The sequence below is a fragment of the Sulfoacidibacillus thermotolerans genome (genome assembly GCF_003144315.1).
GTDB lineage: Bacteria > Bacillota > Bacilli > Alicyclobacillales > SLC66 > Sulfoacidibacillus > Sulfoacidibacillus thermotolerans.
In genome coordinates this window covers 1-5,856 of sequence record NZ_MPDK01000047.1, presented here as the reverse complement: position 1 = coordinate 5,856, position 5,856 = coordinate 1, and the positions used below count along the sequence as shown (strand labels likewise).

The following is a 5,856-nucleotide window of genomic DNA, read 5'->3' as shown; positions in this document are numbered from 1 at the left end:
CTTGTCGCCCACAACGCGCCGTTTGATCGCTCGTTCTTGCCGGAAACAAGAAAACCGTGGTTGGATACGAGACGGCTCGCACAGCATCTTTGGCCGGACGCACCCAATTTCAAGAATCAAACCCTGCGCTACTGGAAGCGGCTAAAAATCGAGGCTACAGCACATAGTGCGGATGGGGATACGTTGGTCACGGCCTACCTTTTGATTCTTCTTATTCGGGATTATCTCGTGCGTGGCTATTCGGACGGTCCGCAAGCACTGATCGAGTTTTCCGAACGACCGATCTATGTACAGAAGATGCCGTTTGGGAAACATCGCGGCACGCCCCTTGAGGAAGTTCCCGACGATTATTTGCGGTGGATGATAAAAAATGTCGATACCATGGATTCGGATTTGCGATACAGCATCAAGAGTCGGCTAGAACGGCTTGTCATTTCGCCGTAGAGACACTTTGCGGCGGCATATAGATATTTGGTGGTCAATCACAAGAAAAGAGAAAAACAAACGCTTTCATTGGTGGTGATCATTTGTCGGATGCACGCGCAAAACGCATTGTGCTTTGGATATTTGGGCTGTTGAGTGTCGGAATCGCATTTTCTTCTATACGACTATAAAGGACGGTGTTTTTTGTGGAATTCACAATCTCGCGTAAGACACTGGTACAATTGCTTCGCACAGCAGGATCGGCTGCGGCCAAGCTCACAACCCAACCGATCTTGAGAGAGATTTTGCTTGAGGTGACGCCAGACGCTGTGTACGCAACAGGGTATAACGGCCAATTCGGAATCATTGCTCGTCAGGCAGTGGAAGCGGATGTCGTACAAGTAAAAAAGACAGGCAGGGCAACGGTTGACCCTGTGGTGGTGGGTGTCGCGCAAAACTTTGAGGGAGAAGAAATATCTCTCCAATTGCGTAATTACGATAAGGCGCGTGTCCTTTATATTACTGATGGGAAGGCAGAATTCGAGCTACCTTCCTCGGATGATCGACTCTATCCTCCTGTTTTATCCTTTCATGATGAGTTAGAAGGGGAGACAATCTCTGGTCAAACGCTGTCTCAACTTTTACAAAAAATCGCACCTAGTGCAGCAGATGAGAGTACACGAATTGCCTTGTCGGGAATCCATTTCCGCGTAAGGGAAGGGGAATTGATTTTGGAAGCCTCGAATTCTCATATGATTTCGCAGGGATTCGTTTCCCACGAAAGCAAACGCCAAGGCGATCAAGATGTGATCGTTCCCAAAACATCGCTTTTGACCCTGATGAAAAACTTGCCGTCGGAAGAGAATGTGGAATTTGCGGTGGACGAAAATCTTTTTTGGGTAAAAACGAATCGCCTGCTGTTTTTTACGACACTCATTGACGCCACATTTCCTGACACATCAAAGGTGTGGGAACGGGCGATGGGCAACCCAACGACCGTTAGTGCGGATAAACAGGCGTTTCGTGGCGCTGTTTCTCGGGCCATGATTCTCGCCAAAGAAGAAGCGAACAAACCCATCACCCTCGAAGTGGAAAAGGTGCTGCGAATTCGCACAAAAGTAGAAAACAGCAACGCAAAAGAAGACGTGAATGTCGCGCAAATAAACGGGAAAGCCAAAACGCTCTCTTTTAACGCGGGTTATTTGTCTCAACTCACGAGTGTTGTTGATCGAGACCAATTGGTGCTTGTTTTTGGGGACGCGGCGGTTTATTTTGAAGACAACAACTCACGGCATTTGATTTTAGCGGTACGTGTTTAGTTTGGTTGAGCGAGAGGCGGTCGATGCGATGGAAGATTTGGCTGTGCAATACGTGCAAACACGTCAACAGCTCTTGTTGCTTCGCGCGCAAAATCAGTCGCAAGAACGAATTCTTTGGGCAGAAATTCGCGCCTTGGTGATCCATTTGCCACCTTGGGCGCAAGCGTATTTTGAAGATGCGTCAAAACTTGCGAGCGAGAAGGATTGGACTCACATCGTAGAGCGTATGGTGTACGCGCTCAAAGATGAACAGGAATATCACGCTGCCACGGAAATTGAACAAAGGTTGCGTAAAGTCAGCGAATTGCGCGACGTCCGATCCAAATTAGAATCGATGGTGCGTGACCGGACGTTAGATTTGTATGAGATGCAGAGGTATGCAGAGCTACCGGATGATGTGATGCGAGAAGCGAAACAGATTTTAAATAAGCATAAGACGAGTTTTGTGGATTATAAAGATGCCCTGCGCAGCCAAACGTCTGATCCAATTGAAACCTTTTTTGATGATAAGCCTGAAGATCAAGAGGATGCGGGATTTTACGTGGGGTTCTCTCAACTTTCGAAAAGACAAAAAGAAGCCTACTACCTGCATAAGGTTGAGAACCTTTCTTATGCGAAAATCGCAGAACTTTTGGGCGTAAAAAAAGGGAGCATTGAGCGATATATAGAGATGGCCCGTAAGAAACTGGAGCGGCCATCAGCGCAACTCGAAATGGAAAACCTTTCTTACGAAAAGATTGTGCAAGATTTGGGCGAAAAGAGAAATGTACCGCGAGCAATAGATACTACGAGTGAGAAGGAATACTCTTCGGTGCAACTTGAGTTTGATTTTGAATGATTACTGGTTCATATTTATATTTTCTCGGCTCCTTTATCTTTGGGAGCCGTATGTTATTTTTGAGTGTTAATATTTAGATTGAATACTTTTTGTTGTAAAAAGAACTGGTGTCTGATACGATAAAAGAAACTTGTGAAATAAACTAGTGCATATCATGGCTCGAAAACTTGAAATTGTGTTAATTCTATGGTGTAAATTCTAATTAGCATCACAATGTAGTGTTTTGTTTAGACGGAGGCGAGTGGAATGATCAAAGTATATCGGTATGAGATCGTAAAACCGCTTGATTTAGATTGGAAAGAGTTTGGAACTATTTTACGACAGTTACAACAGGAAACTCGTTTTGCCTTAAACAAAGCGACTCAACTGGCTTGGGAATGGATGGGCTTTAGTAGTGATTATAAGGATAATCATGGGGAATATCCAAAAAGTAAAGACATTCTCGGATACACGAATGTTCACGGATACGCTTACCATACGATCAAAACCAAAGCATATCGCTTAAACAGTGGTAATTTATCTCAAACCATCAAACGTGCGACGGATCGTTTTAAAGCATATCAAAAGGAAATCTTACGTGGCGATATGTCCATTCCGTCCTATAAACGAGATATTCCACTCGATCTGATTAAAGAGAATATCAGCGTAAATCGTATGAATCACGGGGATTATATCGCTTCGTTATCTCTGTTAAGCAATCCAGCCAAGCAAGAAATGAATGTAAAGAGGAAAATTTCGGTCATAATCATTGTCCGTGGCGCAGGGAAAACAATCATGGACAGAATCCTAAGTGGTGAATACCAAGTCTCTGCTTCACAAATAATTCACGATGATCGAAAAAACAAATGGTATTTAAACATAAGTTATGATTTTGAACCCCAAACCCGAGTGTTGGATCTAAATAAAATAATGGGGATTGATTTAGGCGTTGCTGTTGCCGTTTACATGGCATTTCAACATACCCCTGCTCGATACAAATTGGAGGGAGGTGAGATTGAAAATTTTCGTAGACAGGTAGAATCTCGACGGATTAGTATGTTACGTCAAGGTAAATATGCCGGTGGTGCCCGTGGAGGGCATGGGCGAGATAAAAGAATAAAACCGATTGAACAGCTTCGAGATAAAATTGCTAATTTTAGAGATACCACAAACCATCGTTATAGTAGATATATAGTGGATATGGCAATTAAAGAAGGTTGTGGAACGATTCAGATGGAGGATTTAACGAATATACGCGATATTGGATCTCGATTTTTACAAAATTGGACCTATTATGATTTGCAGCAAAAAATTATTTATAAAGCCGAAGAGGCAGGAATTAAAGTCATAAAGATCGATCCCCAATATACCAGTCAACGTTGTAGTGAATGTGGTAATATAGATTCCGGGAATCGAATTGGACAAGCTATCTTTAAATGCAGAGCTTGCGGATACGAAGCCAATGCAGACTACAATGCTGCACGAAACATAGCAATACCGAACATTGACAAAATTATAGCTGAGAGTATCAAATAAAAATCTTTCCCAAATACTTCTATTCGTCGGTTCAGCGACGATAAGCCGAGAAGTGCCAATAAAACTGTTAAGTGGTTTGGTAACGCTCGGTAAGGTAGCCAAAAGGCTGAAACTCCGTGCACAAAGACCGCACGGACGCTTCACATATAGCTCATAAACAAATGTCGTCGACCTCTAATAGCGTAAAAACCTCCGGGGATCGACGACAGCAAAATGCAATATAGTCGGGCTTTTCAAAAAAACGCCGGTATAAACCGACGAAGCGCGAACGCTGATTTTTTGCGGAAGAAACGGGTTTGCGAGCTAGCTTGTGGAGTGTGAACCGAGATGCTGTAGTTGATGATTATCTTCAAGATGCTAGGCGTTTGCGAGCTAGCTTGTGGAGTGTGAACCAGGGTCGGAACGAATCGGGTACGGTAGCGGGCTATCCGTTTGCGAGCTAGCTTGTGGAGTGTGAACTCCGCCTGCCTGTCTTACTACCTCCACAGGGTTGCCGTGTTTGCGAGCTAGCTTGTGGAGTGTGAACTATACTTATACTAGGATACCCTAAAATCGAGCAGAAGTTTGCGAGCTAGCTTGTGGAGTGTGAACCTTCGATAAACCGTATATTGGACTTTTTTGGAGTTTCGTTTGCGAGCTAGCTTGTGGAGTGTGAACTGATGATTGTGAAGGAGATTTTGAAGATCGAACCAGTTTGCGAGCTAGCTTGTGGAGTGTGAACACCAATCGCTCAATCTCGTCATCACAATTAGCAAAAAGTTTGCGAGCTAGCTTGTGGAGTGTGAACTACAGTAGAAGCAACACAATTCCAACCCAATTCCATAGTTTGCGAGCTAGCTTGTGGAGTGTGAACCAGGTACGAATATGTAGAACGAAAAGGTGGAATGGATGTTTGCGAGCTAGCTTGTGGAGTGTGAACAATTCGTTAATCGTCTATCTCAAAAACTAGTAAATAAGTTTGCGAGCTAGCTTGTGGAGTGTGAACTGTCAACGTCCCCAATATACATTTCTGGCCTTTTTCTAGTTTGCGAGCTAGCTTGTGGAGTGTGAACATAAGCTAAGGTATAAATCGCAAACGGAATGGACAGGGTTTGCGAGCTAGCTTGTGGAGTGTGAACTCTTCCACTGGCTATTCTTCTATTTCTTCTGCTGAGGTTTGCGAGCTAGCTTGTGGAGTGTGAACTGTATCAATATCTTTCCCAAAAAGCTACGGTCGATCGTTTGCGAGCTAGCTTGTGGAGTGTGAACCCTCTTCCTCTCTCTGCTGCCGCACTTTAGCCTGCGGTTTGCGAGCTAGCTTGTGGAGTGTGAACTCTTCCACTGGCTATTCATCTATCTCTTCTGTTGAGGTTTGCGAGCTAGCTTGTGGAGTGTGAACTGTATCAATATCTTTCCCAAAAAGCTACGGTCGATCGTTTGCGAGCTAGCTTGTGGAGTGTGAACTGGAAATGGTAGTGATGGGGCGTTCGCGCCTGCGCCGAGTTTGCGAGCTAGCTTGTGGAGTGTGAACTTACCCTATGCACATCTGGTATTAAGTCAATAGATCACCATGCCGCCTGAGCGGCACCAGTAGAAGGATGAAAATGGGCTTGTGTCGAAATGACACCTTAGCGGCTGGCGAAGGTAGGTCGTTCCAAACTGGTGCCATGAGCCCGCTCAATAGACTGACTACGACGACCCAGTGCACCATAGTATGTTGCTCCCTTTAGGGAAGCACGCAGGATAGAATGATCTTTATGGTCGTTGCACCAGCCCTTCAAT

Annotated in this window: 4 protein-coding genes and 1 CRISPR repeat array; all 4 genes read left to right on the top strand. The window is 44.6% G+C overall.

All coding sequences use genetic code 11. From position 1 onward, the window contains the following. Positions 1-444 (top strand): putative quorum-sensing-regulated virulence factor (locus BM613_RS13780; RefSeq protein WP_181363188.1); only part of this gene is annotated, 444 nt, incomplete at its 5' end. 185 nt (positions 445-629) lie between these two features. Further along, on the top strand, positions 630-1,742 hold the full coding sequence (dnaN, locus tag BM613_RS13775; RefSeq protein WP_181363187.1) for a DNA polymerase III subunit beta: 1,113 nt from the start codon (positions 630-632) through the stop codon (positions 1,740-1,742). After that, positions 1,735-2,580: a sigma factor-like helix-turn-helix DNA-binding protein gene (locus BM613_RS13770; protein ID WP_181363186.1), complete on the top strand. Its 846-nt coding sequence runs from the start codon at positions 1,735-1,737 to the stop codon at positions 2,578-2,580. The genes dnaN and BM613_RS13770 overlap by 8 nt, the downstream gene beginning before the upstream one ends. A 246-nt stretch (positions 2,581-2,826) precedes the next feature. Beyond that, positions 2,827-4,095 (top strand): CRISPR-associated endodeoxyribonuclease Cas12f1, encoded by a 1,269-nt coding sequence (gene cas12f1, locus BM613_RS13765; RefSeq protein WP_109431741.1) that lies wholly within the window; start codon positions 2,827-2,829, stop codon positions 4,093-4,095. A gap of 294 nt (positions 4,096-4,389) precedes the next feature. After that, a CRISPR array of direct repeats spans positions 4,390-5,605; the repeat unit is 29 nt; unit sequence GTTTGCGAGCTAGCTTGTGGAGTGTGAAC. Positions 5,606-5,856: the final 251 nt, after the last annotated feature.